The sequence below is a fragment of the uncultured Modestobacter sp. genome (assembly GCF_947486615.1).
Taxonomy (GTDB): Bacteria; Actinomycetota; Actinomycetes; order Mycobacteriales; family Geodermatophilaceae; genus Modestobacter.
In genome coordinates, this window is the sequence record NZ_CANKUD010000017.1 from 12,420 (window position 1) to 27,603 (window position 15,184).

Annotated in this window: 17 protein-coding genes; all 17 read right to left on the minus strand. The window is 71.7% G+C overall.

Annotated elements, in window-relative coordinates; translation table 11 throughout:
- Window positions 1–43: 43 nt before the first annotated feature.
- A complete protein-coding gene (locus tag Q1A09_RS21595) occupies window positions 44–823 on the minus strand; it encodes a sulfite exporter TauE/SafE family protein (RefSeq protein ID WP_299960107.1) in 780 nt (259 codons plus the stop codon).
- Window positions 820–1,440 (minus strand): rhodanese-like domain-containing protein, encoded by a 621-nt coding sequence (locus Q1A09_RS21600; protein WP_299960110.1) that lies wholly within the window; start codon window positions 1,438–1,440, stop codon window positions 820–822. The genes Q1A09_RS21595 and Q1A09_RS21600 overlap by 4 nt, the downstream gene beginning before the upstream one ends.
- Before the next feature lie 259 nt (window positions 1,441–1,699).
- Window positions 1,700–3,076: a rhodanese-like domain-containing protein gene (locus Q1A09_RS21605; protein ID WP_299960112.1), complete on the minus strand. Its 1,377-nt coding sequence runs from the start codon at window positions 3,074–3,076 to the stop codon at window positions 1,700–1,702.
- A gap of 70 nt (window positions 3,077–3,146) precedes the next feature.
- The gene (locus Q1A09_RS21610; protein ID WP_299960114.1) at window positions 3,147–3,449 is read right to left on the minus strand and encodes a rhodanese-like domain-containing protein; all 303 of its coding nucleotides are present in this window, start codon (window positions 3,447–3,449) and stop codon (window positions 3,147–3,149) included.
- Between the two features lie 49 nt (window positions 3,450–3,498).
- Entirely contained in the window at window positions 3,499–3,765 is a 267-nt protein-coding gene (locus tag Q1A09_RS21615; RefSeq protein ID WP_036336050.1) for a metal-sensitive transcriptional regulator, read from the minus strand.
- 196 nt (window positions 3,766–3,961) lie between these two features.
- Window positions 3,962–7,237: a LysM peptidoglycan-binding domain-containing protein gene (locus Q1A09_RS21620; RefSeq protein ID WP_299960120.1), complete on the minus strand. Its 3,276-nt coding sequence runs from the start codon at window positions 7,235–7,237 to the stop codon at window positions 3,962–3,964.
- A complete protein-coding gene (locus tag Q1A09_RS21625) occupies window positions 7,234–7,608 on the minus strand; it encodes a hypothetical protein (protein ID WP_299960123.1) in 375 nt (124 codons plus the stop codon). Before Q1A09_RS21625 ends, Q1A09_RS21620 begins: the two co-directional genes overlap by 4 nt.
- 50 nt (window positions 7,609–7,658) lie before the next feature.
- Window positions 7,659–8,051 carry a pilus assembly protein TadE gene (locus tag Q1A09_RS21630; RefSeq protein WP_299960126.1) on the minus strand — a complete coding sequence of 131 codons (393 nt, stop codon included), beginning with the start codon at window positions 8,049–8,051 and terminating at the stop codon, window positions 7,659–7,661.
- Between the two features lie 68 nt (window positions 8,052–8,119).
- Window positions 8,120–8,536, minus strand: a complete 417-nt coding sequence (locus Q1A09_RS21635; RefSeq protein WP_299960129.1) for a TadE family protein — start codon at window positions 8,534–8,536, stop codon at window positions 8,120–8,122.
- A 68-nt stretch (window positions 8,537–8,604) separates the two neighbouring features.
- Complete coding sequence (locus tag Q1A09_RS21640; protein WP_299960131.1) at window positions 8,605–8,841, minus strand: hypothetical protein; 237 nt, start codon at window positions 8,839–8,841, stop codon at window positions 8,605–8,607.
- A gap of 23 nt (window positions 8,842–8,864) precedes the next feature.
- Window positions 8,865–9,776 carry a type II secretion system F family protein gene (locus tag Q1A09_RS21645; RefSeq protein WP_299960133.1) on the minus strand — a complete coding sequence of 304 codons (912 nt, stop codon included), beginning with the start codon at window positions 9,774–9,776 and terminating at the stop codon, window positions 8,865–8,867.
- Window positions 9,773–10,639: a type II secretion system F family protein gene (locus Q1A09_RS21650; RefSeq protein WP_299960135.1), complete on the minus strand. Its 867-nt coding sequence runs from the start codon at window positions 10,637–10,639 to the stop codon at window positions 9,773–9,775. Before Q1A09_RS21650 ends, Q1A09_RS21645 begins: the two co-directional genes overlap by 4 nt.
- On the minus strand, window positions 10,636–12,096 hold the full coding sequence (locus tag Q1A09_RS21655; protein ID WP_299960138.1) for a CpaF family protein: 1,461 nt from the start codon (window positions 12,094–12,096) through the stop codon (window positions 10,636–10,638). The genes Q1A09_RS21650 and Q1A09_RS21655 overlap by 4 nt, the downstream gene beginning before the upstream one ends.
- A complete protein-coding gene (locus tag Q1A09_RS21660) occupies window positions 12,093–12,875 on the minus strand; it encodes a hypothetical protein (RefSeq protein ID WP_299960141.1) in 783 nt (260 codons plus the stop codon). The genes Q1A09_RS21655 and Q1A09_RS21660 overlap by 4 nt, the downstream gene beginning before the upstream one ends.
- 4 nt (window positions 12,876–12,879) lie before the next feature.
- Complete coding sequence (locus Q1A09_RS21665) at window positions 12,880–13,524, minus strand: SAF domain-containing protein (protein WP_299960143.1); 645 nt, start codon at window positions 13,522–13,524, stop codon at window positions 12,880–12,882.
- A gap of 59 nt (window positions 13,525–13,583) precedes the next feature.
- Complete coding sequence (locus Q1A09_RS21670) at window positions 13,584–14,252, minus strand: hypothetical protein (protein WP_299960145.1); 669 nt, start codon at window positions 14,250–14,252, stop codon at window positions 13,584–13,586.
- Between the two features lie 278 nt (window positions 14,253–14,530).
- A complete protein-coding gene (locus Q1A09_RS21675; RefSeq protein ID WP_299960148.1) occupies window positions 14,531–15,145 on the minus strand; it encodes a hypothetical protein in 615 nt (204 codons plus the stop codon).
- Window positions 15,146–15,184: the final 39 nt, after the last annotated feature.

Sequence of the window (15,184 nt, forward strand, 5' to 3'; positions counted from 1 at the left end):
CTCCGGGGATTTCAGTGTCCCCGCCACACTGGGGGTGGTTCCGTCAGCTTGAAGCAACGCTGATGCCGACCTGGACGAACACGAGTGAAGCGACGGCGAACACCAGCCCGGCGAACCAGCGCTTCAGTCGGCCTGTGTCCAGGCGAGCTCCGAGTCGTGCCGCGATCAGCGCCGCGACCACCGCGGCCCCGGTGAATCCGGCCGCGACGGGAACGTCGATGGCGGCGTCGCTGGCGTGGGCGGCGAAGCCGGCGGCGGAGTTGACCGCCACGATGACGAGCGAGGTGCCGATGGCGGTGGTCATGGGCAGGCCGAGCACGATCACCAGCACGGGGATGATGAGGAACCCGCCTCCGACGCCGAGAAGCCCGGTGAGGAAGCCGACGACGAGTCCTCCGGCGAGCGTGCGGGGCAGGCAGCGGCGCCAGTTGACAACGCCCTGGTCGGTGGCGCACGCGGCACCGGTAGCGGGTTTGTCCTGCAGCATCCGCACCCCGGCTGCGACCATCAGCACGGCGAAGAGCGCCAGCACGACGTCTTCGGGCAGCAGCCGGTTGACCGCGGCCCCGGCGAAGGCCGTCGCCACCCCGGCTGCGCCGAAGAGCAGTGCGATCCGCCAGGCGATCTGGCGGGCGCGCAGCCGGGGCAGCAGGGCGACGACGGCGGTGATCCCGACGACCAGCAGCGAGGTGGCCACGGCCTGGGGCAGCGGCTGACCGACGACGTAGACCAGGGCGGGCACGGCCAGGATCGACCCGCCGCCGCCCAGGAGTCCGACGAGGGCGCCGATGACCAGGCCGAGGCCGATCGCTGCGGCGATCACGAGGTAGTGGAGGCGTTCGTGCTGGCGCCGCGGTTGGGTCCGGTGGTGGCTGAGCGCAGCACGGTCACCACGTCGTCGAGCTGGACCGACTTCCCGCCGCGGTTGTAGGGCAAGGCCGAGAGTGCTGCGCCCATGGCGCAGGTGTCGGTCACCGCAGCCACGGTCAGACCGGTGCCGACGCCGCCGGCCAGGAAGCGGGCCTTCGGGAAGCGGATGGAGGCCAGCACGCTGGCCGCGACGAGGCCACCGGCGACCAGGCGGACCTGGCGCTCCAGTGCCCAGCGCTGGCGGCCGCGGCGGACGGGGTGCCCGCCGGCGGTATGGGCGTTCATGCCGCCGTCGAGGACGGCCAGCTGCTCGGCTCCCGCGGAGACGAGGGCGTCATGGGCGGTGCGGGCGCGGCCGCCGGCCTGGCAGACCAACACGACCGGCCCGTCGAGGGCAGCGGCGAGGGTCTGGGCGTGCTCCTGCACCAGAGGCAGCGGGATGTTCAGCGAACCGGGCACGTGGGCGGTCTCGTACTCCGCGGGCGTGCGGACGTCGATCAGCGTGGGGGCGGCCGCGTTCTCGAGCCGCGCGGCCATGGTGTCGGGAGCGATCAGGACAGGACTGGTCATCGGATGGGTCCGCTTTCTGAGTTGAGGGGCCCGGTCGCCACCGGGTGGGGCGCGCCGATGGCGACCGGGAGTTCAGGACCGGCGCAGCAGTCGGCGTAGCCGGCCGCCGCCGGTGGATGCCGGTGCGGGGTCATGCCCGGGGCACCGCTGAGCGGAGGGAACTCCGGCGAGGACGCGGTCGACGTGCTGACCGCAGCCCGACCAGGTGGCCAGGCCGCAGGTCCGGCAGGCGACAGCTCGACACATTGCGGAGCTCGGTTCAGACCGGGACGGACTCGGTGTGCAGCCCGACAGCAGCTGAACCGGTGTCGGGGTCGCCGTAGCCGCCGTCGACCAGCACCGGCGCCCGGCTGGCGCGGGCCAGAATCGATGCCGCGATCGAGGCGCGGTAGCCCGAGCCGCAGTAGACCCACACGTCTCCGGCCGGGACCTCGTCGATACGGCCGGCCAGTTCATGGATCGGGATGTGGATGGAGCCCCGCACCCCGCCGGCGGCGCGCTCGTCGTCGCGGCGGGCGTCCAGGACGACGGTGTCGTCGTGGTCAGCGAGCTGTGCGGACAGGCCGGCGAAGTCCGTGACCGGGTAGGAGCCCAGCTCCCGGCCCGCGGCCAGCTCCTCGGGGCTGCCCACCGCAGCACCAGCGAGGCGGTCCACGCCAATGCGGACCAGCTCGCGGCGGGCGTCGGCGACCTGCTGCTCGGTCTCCCCGATGAGGGTCAGCGGGGCGTCCCAGTCATAGAGCCAGCCCAGGTAGGTGAGGAAGTTGTTGCTCAGCTCGAAGTTCAGCGCCCCGGGCAGGTGGCCTGCGGCGAAGGCGGTACGCGCCCGCAGGTCGACCACCCACTCACCGGCCTCCAGGCGGGTGGCCAGCTCGGCGGCGTCGACCGCTCGCGGGGTGGACAGGTCGACCGGGTCGGGGCCGGCGGCGTTGATCGGCCCCATGTGCGCGTAGTAGGCCGGGTAGGCGCCGAGGCCGGCGATGAGCTGGTCGACGAAGGCCTGCTCGTCCTGGGTGAGGGCCGGGTTCACCTTGACCTGCTCCCCCACCGTGGAGGACGTCCCGCTCGTCGGCGTTGCGGCGCAGAAGCTGCCGAAGCCGTGGCTGGGGAACACCGCGGTGCCCGCCGGCAGCTCCTGCGCCAGGCGCCGCACCGAGTGGAACTGGGCGTGGGTGAGGGTGTCGGTGTGCTCGGCACCCAACAGGTCGGTGCGTCCGGTTGCGCCGTAGAGCATCGACCCGCCGGTGAAGACGGCCTGCACGTTGCCATCGGCGTCGGCGAGTGCGTAGGAGACGTGGTGGTGGGTGTGCCCGGGGGTGTGCAGGACCTGCAGGCGCATCGGTCCGGCGACCAGCACGTCGCCGTCAGAGGCCGGCACCCGGTCGTAGGACACGGTGTCCCCAGCGGGGACGACATAGGCAGCGCCGGTCACCCGGGCCAGCTCCAGGCCACCGGTGACGTAGTCGTTGTGCACGTGGGTCTCCACCACGTGACTGATCGCCACGCCGCGCTCAGCCGCCAGCGCCTGCACCCGGTCGATGTCGCGCTGGGGATCCACGACCACACCCACCCCGGCGTCGCTGACCAGGTAGCTGCGGTCGCCCAGGCTGGTGGTCTCGATGATGTCGATCTGCATGGCGTTCTCCTTATGCCCTACCCGGTAGGGGTACATCGATGTCAGAGGTGAGCGTTTGCGGCCTGGTCGTTCAGGCGACCGGCTTGCCGTCCTGGATCCAGGCGTTCATACCGCCGTCCAGATTGCTGACCCTGTAACCGGCGGCGGACAGAGCCTCTGCGGCCTTCTGGCTGCGAGCCCCGCCCTGGCACACGGTGATGATCGGGGTCGCGGGATCCAGCTCGCTCTGACGAGCGGCCAGCTCACCGAGGGGGATGTTGATGCTGCCGGCGACCGCGCCGGTGGCGACCTCGTCAGGCTCGCGCACGTCGAGCACCTGGGCGGAGGTCTCGGCAGCGACCTGGGTCGGCGTCAGCTGGGCGATGGACGTCATGGCGTTCTCCTTCGGGTCATCGAGCGGGTCATCGAGAAGGGTGTCGACATCAGGCGAGGGAGAGCAGCAGGCGCTCGAGCTCGCGGAGGTCGACCTCGCGGGTCTCCTCCTCGGAGTTGATCGAGCAATAGCGCATCCCGGTACTGACCACGGCAAAGCTGGCCTTGTTCAGCGCCTTGGACGCGGCCGCCAGCTGGGTCACCACGGCCGCGCAATCCCGGCCGTCCTCGATCATGCGGACGATGCCGCCGATCTGGCCCTGGATGCGGTTGAGGCGCTTCACGACGTCGGCGAGCTCGCCCTGGGGGATGTCCACGACCCCCACGGTACATACCCCCTGGGGTATGTACAAGACAAGGTGCACACGACGACAAGAGCTCGACATCGACCCGAGTGAAGCCGCTAGGAGCGAGGGCGGGGCCTACTTCACCTGCGCCCCCGAGCCCTCGACGTCGGACATGCGCTGCGGCCAGCGTCGATGCCGTGCTGACAACAGCCGCCCCGAGAGCTGGTCAATCAGTGGGATTGGCCCGCTGTCGTCGAAACAAGATCTCGGCTGTCCTGGGTGGCAGATCTTCTTCGACCTCTGCGTCGTGATTGGCCAGGATCCGGGCGACGTAGGCGTCGGCCTCCGCTCGGTCGCCCTGTGCGTCGCAGGCAGCGACCAGGTCCAGCAGGGGAGCGTCCTCGAAGCTCCCGGCCTGCAGCGCGACCTGTGCAGCGACGGCAGCGAGTTCCGGCTCGCCAGCAGCCAGGTGGTGCGTGGCAACGGTGTGCGCGACATCGACGATCATCGCGGCGTACTCGTGGTCCAGCCGGGCGTTCTCCTCGACCAACCAGCTGTAGCCACCGGCCGCTCCCTGGCGCAGCGAGGGGAGGTCGAGGGGGCGACCGGTGACCAGGTCGAGCGCAGCGCGCAGGTCTGCGATGCCCGCCGATCCACGGGCCTGACCGCGCACCCGCAGCCGGCGGAAGAGCTCCGCATCGATCAGGATGCCGTCGATGCGATACCGCCCAGCCGCCGCTGCGGTCAGTCCGGAGGGCAGGTAGTCGGCTCCCGTCAACGGGTCAGCGCCCAGCCAGGCACGGACGACTGAGATCGACTGGCGCACCTTGGTCTTGCCGACCACGTCCGGCTCGTCGGGCCAGATCGCGGTGGCGTACCGCTCGCTGGTCACACCAGCGGGCCGGGTCGCCAGGTAGGCGACGACCTCCGTGTAGAACTGCCGGCGCGGGTTGCGTTCAGGCAGCAACCCCTGGGCGCGCACCTGGACCGGGCCGAGCAGCGTCAGCTTCGGCCGCGGTGACGATGGATCGCCCCAATCTGCCAGGTCGCGGTCGAGTCCGGGGTCGGCGCTCTCGACCCGGTTTCGGACAGCGTCGTCGGTGACGGGCGCCAGAGTGCGCACGTCGCGCTCTGTCGTCGCGGCGACGTCCACGTAGGTCTGCTCGGGCAGTGGCAGGACCGAGTCGATCGTCCCTGTCAACGGATCGGCCAGGCGAGGCCACGGCTCGTCGTTCCTCGCCTCGACCTGGAGGCCCCCACAGCCGTCTGCATCCCGCTCCCAGGCCTGCTCCCCATGGGCCGGTGGGACAGGGCGGTCCTCGGTGACGGCAGCCATCGCGAGCATCCGGGCCAACGGGGTTGCTTCCTCCGTCGGCAGCTGCTGAGCGCGCAGCTCGAGCCCGAGTTCGGGGACGCGCAGCAGCCCGGCGTCGTCGATCGTCAGCTCCCACCGGACGCCGGTCGTCCGGTGGCCAACACCGGCCAGTACGACGGCCACCCCGCTGCGCAACGGCTGCCGGTCCAGCGCGGCCAGCAGCTCCTCCAGCGCAGGGTCACCCTTGGGTAGGTGAGGTCCGATGAGCAGCACGTGCGGTGCCCAGGCGTCGGCCGCGATGTCGTGCAGGCGCCCGGTCAGCACATCGGTCTCGGCGACCCGCACGGCTTCGGTCGCCGACTCCAGCCGGCTGGTCAGTACCGCGACCGGCTTGTCGATCTCCTGGGTGTAGGTGAACCGGTCGGGGTTGATCTCGGCCAGTTCCGCGCCGAAGCCGACTGCCGTGACGCGCAGCATCTCCGACCAGGTGTTGTGCGCGAGCTCGGCGGCCAGGAACCGGAGGAAGTCGAGAGCGCGGTCGGCGTCGCCGGTCAACGAGGCGCTCACCACCCGCTCCAGGTCGAGCAGCCAGTGCTCGCCCTCGGCGGTGGAACCCACCGAAGCAAGCGTGGGGAACGGCGCGAAGTAGTGGGTGCGCAGACGCTCGTCATACCTCAGCGGGTCACCCCGTCGGATCGACCAGCGGGTGCCCGCCGCGTCGACGGTCCAGGGCTCCGGCGCCCGCGGTGCCGGGCTGGTGAGCACGAGGGTCAGCACGTCGTCGGTCATGCAGACCGCGACGACGTCGGGCAGCCGGCCGCCGTCCACCGGTGCCAGCTCCTGGACCAGGCTCCGCAGCGCATGGTCCAGCCAGGTGACGTCCGCACTGCCCGCCGACTGCAGTGCTCGCTCGACGTGCAGGAGCTCGGGTGGCGTGCTGCTGATCAACCGGCCGGGGCGCCGGTGCCGGAACTGGCGTCGTCGGTAGCGCAGCAGGGCCATGAGGGAGACCCCGGCCAGCAGTACACCTCCGCCGGCGAACGCGGTCGCCGGGAGATCTGAGTCGGCATCAGCCGGTGACTCAGCCCGAGCCGGTGACGGATCCGCGCGTGGCGTCGCCGGTTCGGAGGTCTGCGGGCTGGCCGTACCCGGCACCGCAGGCCCAGCCGGCGACGGGGTGGGTTCGGGTGGTGGAGCCGGCTGGGAAACAGGGGGCTCGGGCTCGGGCGGCGTCGGTTGCGGGGCCGGGGCCTCGGCCGTGGCTTCACCCTCCGCCCCAGGAATGCTCAGCGTCCATCCCGGCTGGATCAGGTCGGGGTCGCTGAAGACCTCTCCCCCAGGTTCGGTCCTCCCCCGGTTCGCCTCCCACGCCGTCCGCCAGTTCTGCCCGTCACCGGTGACCTCCTCCGAGATGCCCCACAAGGTGTCCCCTGGCTCGACGGTGACCTCCTTGGTCACCGTCGGCACCGGGGTGACAGCACTGGCATCAGCAGGTGTCAGCCCCGCGGCATCCGACGGCAGCACCAGCACCGCGCCCGGGACGATCTCGTTGTCCGGGCCGACGGTGGCCGGGTTCAGCTGGACGATCTCCGGATAGCGCAGCGGATCGCCGAGGTAGCGCTCGGCCAACGCCCACAACGTGTCTCGCCGACGTACCTCGTACGTCTTCGACGGGGCGGGCGACACCTCCTCGTGCGCCGACATGTCGGACGCCGGCTGGATGGCCGGCGCGCTGACGGTCGACCCTGCCAACGCCGGCACTGCGTCCAAGGCCGCCGCGACCGGTAGTGGAGGTCGGGCGGTCACGGCTCCGGCCGATGCGCCGACGGCCGCCGGCGCAACCGTCAACCCCACGACGACCGCCGCCACCAACGCGGCCACCGGTTGCTGAAAGAGGCCAAGCCCGGGCAGCACCGCTGGCGGACGGGCCCGGACGAGCGCCACCACCTCCGCGACCGTTGCGGCGGTGAAGACCGCCCAGCAGACCCAGGCGCCTGCGGCGAGGACGACCTGCACCAACTGCCCGTCGTCCCGAGAGGTCAGCACGGCGCCGACCTGCTCCAGCGACGGCAGCTCGTGCGGAACGAGGTGCAGCGCCGTGAGCAGCACCGGCACACCGACGATGACGGCGACGAGCACAGCGAGCGCGCCCACGGCCTTGAGCAGCCGGACAGCGGAGGTGGTCACGACACCCCCTCTCCGTGGGTGACGCCGACCTGCAGCTGGGCGGTGTGCGCGCGGGTCTGGCTGACCGGGGCCCCGAGCAACGGGGTGGAGGCCGTCACGGTCACGCTGACCTGGATCAGTCCTGGGCCCAGCACGCTGACCGCGCCAGTGGCTCCTGCTTCGGCCAGGTACGAGTTGGCGGCGCTGGTCGCCAGCTGGATGTCCGCGGCGCCGCCGGTGGGCACCGGGCCGACCGCGATGCTGGCTGCCCGCGCGGCCTCGGCCGAGTACGTGTCGGCACGGTTGGCGGCCTGGATCGCGGTTCCGGCGTCGACGAGCGCAGTCACAAGGATGCCGGCGATGAGGACGATGAAGCAGAACAGCACGGCCACCGATCCGCGATCGTCCTCGCTGAGGAGGGCCGGGCGGCACCGCCGCCCGTTCACGACAGGTCCCGAGCGGGGTCGAGCGGACTGACGGCGGTGTCGCGCAGAGTCCGCGAGCCCGGGAACCCGGGAGCGCCGATGTCGGACAGGTCGACAGTGCACGTCACCACGACGGTGACCGATGCAGCGGTGCCCGGAGCACTCGCGAACCCGGCCGTGTCGACTGCCACCTGGACGTCGGCGCAGTGCAGGTCACGAGTGGACAGGGCCTCGGTGGCGCTTGCGGTGGCGAGCTGCTGGGCGGCAGCGCCGGAGCGGGCCAGCGATGCCTCTCGGGCGGCTATCCCGGCAACGCCGCTGAGGCGGTCCCCGGCCAGCGCGATCCGGGCTCCGACCACGAGCATGGCCAGGACGAGGACCGCGACCGGGAGCAGGATGGCCAGTTCCACCGATTCGGAGCCGCGGTCATCCCTGGCTCGCTGACCGGGCCGACAGCGGGGTGGCAGAGCGCGGCGGCTCATGGCGAGTCCGGTGTGGTGAAGCGTTCCTTGCCACGGACCACCGTGACGTCGACGGTCGGACTGAAGCCGGGGAGCGGGATCACGTTGGGGACCTCGGCCACGATGTGCACCGAGACGGAGGCGGCTGTGGCCTCCTCGCGCACCGAGTAGCTGGTGATGGTCCCGGTGCCGAGCTGCGCCAGATAGGTGTCCGCCGCCTGCTGCCCAGCCCCCTCGGGCGCCTCGCTGACGCTGGCGGCCCGCGCTCCGGCCTGGGCGGCAGCTTCGGCGGCCTCGCGAGCGAAGTACCACATGCCCAGCTGGGGACCGGCGAGCAGCAGCGCGACGATGATCGGGAACAAGATCGCGAACTCGACGCTGGAGGAGCCGCGCTCGCCGTCGTCGCAGGATTCGGCTGCGCCTGGGCGTGTCACCAGACCAGACGACGGTGCGGCCGCCCGGTTGTGGACGCGTGACACAGACATGGGCCGAACGGTCCCGGCTACTGGAAGAGGGCCGTCTTGCTGGCCACGAACGCCACCGCTGCCGCGGTGACCGCACCGCCCAGCGCGATGGCAAGGATCACCATGAACGCCTTCTCCGAGGAGTCGGAGCCTCGGTCATCGACGACCTCGTCGCCGCGGAGCCAGCTGACAGCGGCGAGAACCAGTACGGACAAGGCGGCCTGCACGGCCAGCATGCGCCGGGGCGCGTGGCGACGGACGGTGAACGGGGACATGGGACCTCCATGGGACGGGGCGATCACGGGGCGACCGAGAACATGCGGATCAGGAAGGGAACGAGGACGAACAGGGTCAGCCCGGTGACCAGCAGAGCCAGCGGGCGCGACATGCGCTCACTGATCTCGTTCGCCTCGCTGCGCGCGTCGGACAGCTCCGTGTGCCGCAGGGTCCGGGCGCTGGCCAGCAGGGTGTTGTAGACCGACGCGCCGTCGGCTGCCACGGCGGCGATGTCCGCCAGGCTGCGCAGCTCGGCGACGTCGAGTTCGTCGCCGAGGTCGCGCAGGTCGGTCCACGGCTTGCGACCGGACAGCGCGGCCCGCCGGATCGCGCGGTGCATGCGGAGGAAAGGCTCACTGCCCGACACCTCCGCGGCCTCTTCGAGCGCCTGCTCCACTGATCCGCGCGCCCGGCGCTCACCCGCCACAAGGGTCAGGAACGACTCGAGATTGCTGCGGAACTCGGCCCGCGCGTGCCCCGCTGCTTTCCGCGCTTCGGCCGAGGGCAGCAGCCACCCGACCGCGGCGAGCGCCAGTCCGATGGCGCCGGGGAAGACGAACGGCACGGGCACCTGGAGGAGCACGAGGAGCAGACCGAACAGGGCCGGGGCGAGCAAACCGGCCAGAGCCAGGGTCAGCTTGCGCACGGCGAGCTGGGTGCGCGTCCGCCCGATGATGTTCAGGTCCGCGTCCGGGACGCCGAGGTGCTCTTCGAGCGCACGGATCAGCGAGCTCGGCAGGACCTCCCACCAACCGGCCGCCCCGCCCATCGGCAGTCCTGCAGGAGGGGGCGCAGAGCGGGCAGCCGGGCTGGCCGCGAGCAGATCGAGCGCTGCGGACAGCGACGGGGGCGCAGGCCGCAACGTTCGGGCCGCCAGGACGAGACCGAACCCCACGACCATGCCGGCGAGAGTGGCCAACTGCAGGCCGGTCACCGGTCCACCATGGCCAGGCCGGGGTCGACGAGCACGCGTGGGCGCGTGGGCGCGTCGGACAGCCGCCGCATCCACCGCAATGCCGTCCCGAAGACGACGACGTCCAGCAGCAGTGCCAGCTGCCCGAGGACCGTGGAGTAGCCCGACAGGAACGTCCGGGCGAACAGCGTCATCCCGACGACCAGGATCAGCGTGGTCACCACGATCGTGCGCATGTTCGCCCGCGGCTTGGCCCGTTCCGCCTCCACCTCGCGCACCATCCGGGAGCGCTCGTCCAGGTCCGCGGCCAGCGCGGTGAGCACCTCGGCGAGTCCTGGACCGCCGTTGCGCTCTCGCAGGATGAGCACCATGGCGATCTTGTCGGCGGCGGGATCACCGACCTCATCGGCGAACTGTCGCAGCGCCGACTCCACACCCTGCGGTCCCATCCGGGTCACCAGGTTGCTGACCGCCGGTGCGATCGATGCCGGCGCGGAGGTGAGCGATCGACGCAGCGCCTCCCGGGTCGATCCGGCCGCCCCGGAGCTGATCAGGTCGGCCAGCCTCCGCGTCCAGTCCGCCAGTGCCTCCGAGGTGGCGATCAGCTGCTTTGCCGCCTTGCCCCCACCGAGCACCTTGGGGATGAACACCACGCCACCGACCGCGGCGAGCGCAGCCACCGGCCAGCCGGTGATCAGCAGGACCAGCACCCCGGCGGCCAGCGCACCGAGGTGCAGCGGGGTGACCTGCCGCCGGTGACGCAGCCGGGATGACCGTGTGCCAGCCGGAAGGAAATTGACACCTCGGGCCGCCGCGACGCCGGCGACCACGCCGGCTGAGACGAGCAACCCGGCGAGGGTCAGCAGCAGGACCCCGGCCGTCACGTCGCCGTCTCCCGGGTGCCAAGGTCAGACGGCCAGTCCGACGCGTCGGGATGCAGCCAGTTGAGGTCGAAGCCCGCAGCGCTCAGCCGCTCGGCCAAGGCCTCGCTGAGCATCCCCGGCCCGGTGGCCTGCGCTCGTCCATCCCCTGCTCGCGGCGCGAAGAGGGGCCGGAGGTCCGGGCGGCCGGAGTCGCCGATGGCCCCGAGCTCGTAGATGCCGGAGACGAATCGCGAGTAGTGGCGGTCGCGCTGTACGTGGACGACGAGCCCGAGGGCGGCGAGCGAGCGCAGCACCAGCTCCGACGACGGGGTGGGGTGCGCCTTGAGCGCGTTGATGAGGACCTTGTCGAAGACGCCCTCGGCCGATGGCGAGTGGATCGTGCACATCACCGAGGCGATGCCGCTGGTCGCGGCCTCCAGCAGCGAGGTGACATAGGCCCCGCGGACCTCGCCGACGAGCACCCAGGTCGGCGAGGCCCGCAGGGCGAGGTGGAGCGCGTCGCCCATGTCGAACCCACCGCGTCCCTCGGCGTTGGGCAGCCGCGACTCGAACGGCCGGCACACCGCGTGCCGCTTGACCAGCTGCTGCCGGACCGGGTCCCACCGCGGCAGGTGTAGACCGAGCTCTCGCTCGTCCTCCACGGTGATGACGACGTTGTTCCAGGGGATCGCGTTGCCCAGGGCCCGCAGCAGGGTGGTCTTCCCGACGCCAGGCGCGCCGGTGACCAGCGGGGAGACGCCGGCCCCGATCGCCGCCTGCAGGAAGGCGCGGAGCGGGGAGTCGACCATGTTCATCCGGTGCAGGTCCTCGAGGCTCGGGTCGCCGAACCGGTGCACCCGGATCACCCCGGCCGGCCGAGGCAGCACGTCCATCGCTGCCTGGAGCCGGGCGCCCAGCTCGGTGACGCCCTGGAGCCGCACGTTGAGGATGGGGCTGGCCGAGGAGAACTCCCGGCTGGTCTGCCCGCCGTCCGAGCGTGACCCGATGGACCGCAGCAGCTGCTCGAGCTCCTCGTCGCTGGATGCGATCGGCGGCCCGGGCACGAGCCGGCCGTCCACCGTGCGCAGGACCGTCGGGTCGCAGCCCTCGAAGTGGATGTCCTCCACGTCGCTGCGGGCCAGCAGCGGGGCCAGCCGCCCCAGCCCGTCAAGCTCGGCCAGGACGGCGGCGAAGATCGTGTCTTCGGTCGTCACCGCTGGAGCCGCTCGCCCACGGTTGGCCTCGTGCAGCAGCCACTGCTCGTACTCGTCGCCGATGAGCTTCCTGGTCAGCTCTCGCCGCGGACCAGGCGCGTAGTTCCTGTCCTCCACCGTCAGCCGCGTCGACACCCGGTCGCGCAGCTCGGCCACGACGCGGTACTCGGCGTCAGTGAGCTGTGCGCCGTCGGCCGGTGCAGCGGACGTGCGCGCCGGAGCTTCCGCCGTCGATGACCACGGCGCCTGGAGCTCGGCGGTCATCCCGCTACCACCGCGGCCTCGGACGAGCGCTCGGTCGAGGCAGCCAACCTGCCGGCAAGGGACGTCGCCGCGCGCATCAACGCAGATCGCTGCATCGCCTTGGTGCTCAGCCGGGCACCGTCGGAGAGGACTGCTGCCGTGCCTCGATCCTCCGGCAGGACGCCAGCAAGGGGCAGGTCCAGCGCCTTGGCAACCTCGCCCGCGGAGTAGGGCCCGGCGCCGACGACCAGGGCGGACACAGCCGCCAGATCGCCGAGCTCCTGGCGCAGTCGCTGGGCGGCGTCCTGCGCGGCGTGCACCGATCGCACACTGGGCCGCACCGTCAGCAGCACCCGGTCCGCAGCGCGCAGCACCGGCCAGCACCCCCGGTCGGACACCAGCCGCCCGGCGTCCACCAGGGCGTCCCTCCCGAGGGATGCCGGGGATTCCTCTAAGGCTGCCGCAAGCCTCCCCCACGCACGGTTGGTGAACGAGCCGCCCTGCGTGCTCGTCGCCAAGCCCGGGATCAGCGACACCTGTGGTCGCTCCGGCACCTGGACCGCGTGCTCGGCGAGGAGCGCGGCCGCAGCCGCCACCGGCAGGTCGTGGCGGGCAGAGGCGGACCAGGACAGCAAGCCGCGGTCGACACCGAGTCGGCCGGCCAGCATCCCGGGCACCATGTCTCCTCCGGCCAGGTCGCAGTCGGCGACGAGCAGCGGCCGAGGCCAGGTCAGGGCCAGCGCCCAGGTCGACGTGGTCACGCCGGGCGCTGCCTTGCCCGAGGCCAGGACGGTGAGCACCCGATCAGCTCCCCGCCGGGAGCAGGATCAGGGCCAGGTTCCCGGTCGAGGCGAGCTGGGCCACCGTCGGTCCGTCGTCCTCGCGGAGTCGGACGTCGACCACCGTCACCTGCGTGGTCGGGTTGGCCGCTCCCACCCCGGCGACCGTGGCCTCCGTCGAAGGCTGGACCGCTCCTCCAGCGGCTGCTCCGCTGCTGCCCGGTGTTGCGACGATCAGAACCCGCTGGCCGGCGGTGAGCCCGCGAGCCGGGAACTGCCCATCCTTCAACGGCAGCGCCACCAGCAGCTCCCCCGCCGCCAGACCGCTGTCCGCGCCGACCTGCGATCGGGTCAACAGACCGCCCCGGACGAGCGGGACCTGGGCGAACGCCCCGACGACCCGAGACTGCTCGGTCGCCGGGATCGGCGACAGGTGCGGGTCCGAGGGAACGCTCGCGACCGTCAGGTCGTCGGCCGTGATCCGCGAGCCCACGGCCACGTCCCGAGCGACCGCCAGCACCTCGGTGTGGGCGGTCAGCATCTGGCCGGCAGTGAAGGCGACGAGGCCGCCGAGCAGCACCACCAGCACGCTGAGGACCAGTGACTTGCGGCTGACCTGTCGTCTCGCCGCAGCGCTCCGCAGCGGCGGGGCCGGCGATGGCAGGGGCACCTCCTGAAACCGCTCCGGGTGGCCCACCGGTGTCCGGGCTGGTGTCTCGACTCGCCCCGTCATCTGGTGACCACCGCTTCCACTTCCGCGACGGCGAACGTCGCATTGGACGTCGTCGTCAGCTGGGGCAACGACCCGTTGGCTCCCGTCGACGACGTCCAGGCAACAGACCACTGGATGCCGTACGTCGCCGTCACCTCTCGATCGGGCTGGCGGATCGACGAGTGCGGGTACCGGTAGTCGCAGCCCACCGGAGACGGCGACCAGACGCCGTCCCTCGGCTGCCACACCGCGCCCGGCCCCGGACAGGAGACGGGCTCTGCGCCGTCGCCGGGGGTGAAGGTGAGAGCGGTCGGTGTGACCGTCACCTCGGCCCACACGCCCCCGGCCTCCGCCCTTGCGGACACCGCCTGGAAGGCCGCGGCGTCGGTCCAGAACCAGGTGGCGGCATTGACCACCGTGAACGGCTGTCCATCCTGCATGGTCCCGGCCGGATACCGCCCGGTCGTCGGGGTGGGAAGAGTCAGGGTGCGCAGCGCCTGCTCGGCGAGCACCGCCGGGTCGACCGCAGCCGGCCCGGCGGGCGACGTCGCGGACCAGAACGAGAAACCGTTCGTGCCGGGGAACGAGCGGTCGTAGGTGTAGTACGTGCACAGGTAGACGGCGCCGTCGGTGTGGCCGCCCCAGACAGCTGAGTCCCTGGGAGGCTGCTCGACCAACGCCTGCACGTAGCACTGCGAGGACTGCAACCACCAGCCCTCGTCGGTCTGGCATGGGATGACAGTGCCTGCGGGGTTGACCGTGCAGCTTGGCTCGCCGGTGGCGCCACCATCGCGGCTCGGACCGACGGCAAGCGGCTGGGTTGACGGTCCGGGCGTGGAGCCAGCCTCGACGACACAGCTGCCGTGGGAGTCGTACTGCTGGCACGTGACCGGGTCCGCCGACGCGACTGCTGAGTCCGCGCCCCAGGCGGCGACACTGAGCAGCCCGACGGCCAGGCCCTGCGCTACCCGTCGCATGTCTGTGCCTGCGTGTTCGGCGCCTCGCTGACGCGCCAGGACGCCGGGTCCGGATAGTTGATGTTGACGATCGTCAACTGCTCGATGAGGTAGTCGGGCCGGCTCGGGGCGACGATCGACGTCCCGGCCGAGTCGACCGCCTGGACCTGGCTGACATCGACGCAGGCGGTGACGACCACCGTCGGGAGCACCGGCGAGGGAGTAGCGCCCGGCTCACTCGTCAGGTCGACCTCACCGGCAGCTGCAGTCACGAGTTGTGCCCGTCCGGTCTGCCGGGAGCCCTGTGACCGGAACTGCGCGATCGCGGTCGCCTGGGCTGCGGCTTCCGGAGCGACCGTGACCTCGTAGAGCTCATCGAGGGCTCGCGACGGATCCAGGTACAGGTCGTCGATCGCCCGGAGGTAGCTCGGGACGAGAGCGAGGGCCTCCGATCTGGCGTCCTGACCTGGATCAGGAGCGACGGTTGGCGTGTTCGACGATGGCGAGCTCGATGTGAGTGCGGACGGTTCCGTGCTCGAGGACGGGCCGGACGACGAGCAGCTGGAGACGAACGGGACGACGAGCAGCGCGACCCCTGCCGCGACAGTTCGCATCGACGTCATGCTTGAGCGCCTCCTTCATCCGTCCGGTGAGGCGCGACG

What these genes read in the sequence shown, in the direction of transcription:
- Q1A09_RS21600 (WP_299960110.1), bottom strand. Translation starts at nt 1,440, where the DNA reads ATGACCAGTCCTGTCCTGATCGCTCCCGACACCATGGCCGCGCGGCTC.
- Q1A09_RS21605 (WP_299960112.1), bottom strand. Translation starts at nt 3,076, where the DNA reads ATGCAGATCGACATCATCGAGACCACCAGCCTGGGCGACCGCAGCTAC.
- Q1A09_RS21610 (WP_299960114.1), bottom strand. Translation starts at nt 3,449, where the DNA reads ATGACGTCCATCGCCCAGCTGACGCCGACCCAGGTCGCTGCCGAGACC.
- Q1A09_RS21640 (WP_299960131.1), bottom strand. Translation starts at nt 8,841, where the DNA reads ATGTCCCCGTTCACCGTCCGTCGCCACGCGCCCCGGCGCATGCTGGCC.
- Q1A09_RS21655 (WP_299960138.1), bottom strand. Translation starts at nt 12,096, where the DNA reads ATGACCGCCGAGCTCCAGGCGCCGTGGTCATCGACGGCGGAAGCTCCG.
- Q1A09_RS21675 (WP_299960148.1), bottom strand. Translation starts at nt 15,145, where the DNA reads ATGACGTCGATGCGAACTGTCGCGGCAGGGGTCGCGCTGCTCGTCGTC.